The 2,008-nt window shown below is 67.2% G+C and carries 2 protein-coding genes; both read left to right on the top strand.

Annotation, left to right across the window (positions count from 1 at the left end):
- Positions 1-567: hypothetical protein (locus NTW26_07035; protein MCX7022011.1), on the top strand; the 567-nt coding region annotated here is incomplete at its 5' end.
- A gap of 5 nt (positions 568-572) precedes the next feature.
- A complete protein-coding gene (locus NTW26_07030; protein ID MCX7022010.1) occupies positions 573-1,841 on the top strand; it encodes an ABC transporter permease in 1,269 nt (422 codons plus the stop codon).
- The last annotated feature ends 167 nt before the right edge of the window (positions 1,842-2,008 follow it).

The following is a 2,008-nucleotide window of genomic DNA, read 5'->3' as shown; positions in this document are numbered from 1 at the left end:
GCCGCCGACGCGCGCCTGGACATCTACTCGCGCCTCCAGACCGTGGGCGCGCCGCCGCCTTTGAAAAGTTTCGCCGACGTGGACGCCGCGATTCTGGCCCTCGCCTCCCAGGGCGCCACCATGGAGAAGGACCTCTACTGGGACATCCGCCCCCGCCGGATGCTCCCCACCGTGGAGGTGCGCGTCTGCGACATGCAGACCACGGTGGAGGACTCGGCGGCCGTGGTCGGCCTGGTGGTCCTGGCCGCGCTGGCGGTGCGCTGGGGCGACGGGCGCCTCCGCGCCGCCGAAGATGAAATTTCTCCCAACCGCGTCGCCGCCATCGCGGAGGGCCTCGACGCGCGGATAAGCCTCGGCGGCGAGACCACCACCATCGCCCGTGCCCTCCTGGGTTTCCTGGACCGCTCCCGGGACCTGGCCGCTTCCGCCGGCCTGGCCGACGTCCACGCCCTCATCGCGGACCGGGTGTCACGGCGCTTCTCCCCGGGAATGCGCCTGCTGGACCTCCACAAAAAGTTCTCCGGCGACGAGCGGAAAATCGTTGCCGGGCTCGTCTCCCTTTTATAAAAAAAATGGAATCCCGCCGCCACCCCTTCTGGACCCTCGCCGCCGGCACCCTGCGCGAGGCCGGGCGCATCGCCTTCGACGCCATCCGCTCCAACAAGTTGCGGAGTTTTTTGACGGTCCTGGGCATCGTCATCGGGGTCACGGTCATCATCACCCTGGTGAGCCTCATCGAGGGCCTGTCGAACAGCGTGGCGGAGCACATCGGCTCGCTGGGCTCGAACTACATCTACGTGAGCACCATGCCGGCCATCCAAACGGGACGGCCCAACCCCGAGCTCATGTTCCGGCCGGACCTCACGTTGGACGACTCGGAGGCCATCGCCAAGTACTGCCCCGACGTGGATGCGGTCACGCCGATGTACTTCACCTCGGCCCGGGTCACCCACGGCGCCTCCTCCACCGAATTGGTCATGATCAGCGGCGGCAGCGAGGACTTCTGCCGGGTCAACGCGTTGAACGTGGAGCTCGGTCGGGACCTGACGAGCGCCGACGTGCGGGCGCGGCGACGGGTGACCGTCATCGGCGCCGACATCGCCGAGGCGCTCTTCGGCTCCCGCGACCCCGTGGGCCGCGAGGTCCGCATCGGGCGATACAGGTTCACCGTGATCGGGGTGCTGGAGCGGCGGGGCGACTTTCTGGGCCAGAGCCAGGATACCTACGTCCTCGTCCCCCACACGCTCTTCGGAACCATCTTCGAGCCGACCAAGATGGGCGGGAGCTCGCTCTTCATCATCGCGACCAGCACCTCGCCCGCCACGGTCCTGCGCGCCGCCGACGAGATAGAGAGCCTCCTGCGCCGCCGCCGCGGCGTCGGTCCCACCGAGGACAACAACTTCGAAGTCTCCACCCAGGGCGGACTTCTCGAGGTCTTCAAGCAGATGGAGATCGTCCTCTACGCCGTCCTCATCGGCGTGGCCTCCATGTCGCTTCTCGTGGGCGGCATCGGCATCATGAACATCATGCTGGTGGCCGTCACCGAGCGCACCCGGGAGATAGGCGTGCGCAAGGCCATCGGCGCCCGACGGCGAGACATCACCGCCCAGTTCGTCACCGAGTCCGTGGTGCTGACCCTCTTCGGCGGGGTGGTCGGGGTGGCGCGGGGGTGGGGGTTGGCGGCGCTTCTGGCCGCGATACTCGAGCTCCCCAACGCCATCACCTGGTGGTCCATCCTTCTGGGGCTCTCCTTCAGCGTCGTGGTCGGCCTCTTCTTCGGTACCTATCCCGCCATCAAAGCCTCCCGCCTGGACCCCATAGACGCCCTGCGGTACGAGTGAGGGTTTCGTTATAGCCTCTGGGCGGCTGGTCGTCAGCCGGTAGCAATCACCCATCACGCCAAATGTAGGGCGGGGATTTTAATCCCCGCCGCGTTCACGTTCCCAACCTCGACCCTCACCCTAGCCCTCTCCCTAGAAGGGAGAGGGGACCTGCAGCGACCTTCACC

Source organism: bacterium (assembly GCA_026398675.1).
Classification (GTDB): Bacteria; RBG-13-66-14; RBG-13-66-14; order RBG-13-66-14; family RBG-13-66-14; genus RBG-13-66-14.
The sequence above is the reverse complement of the archived record's forward strand: the minus strand, read 5'-3'. Positions and strand labels throughout refer to the sequence as shown.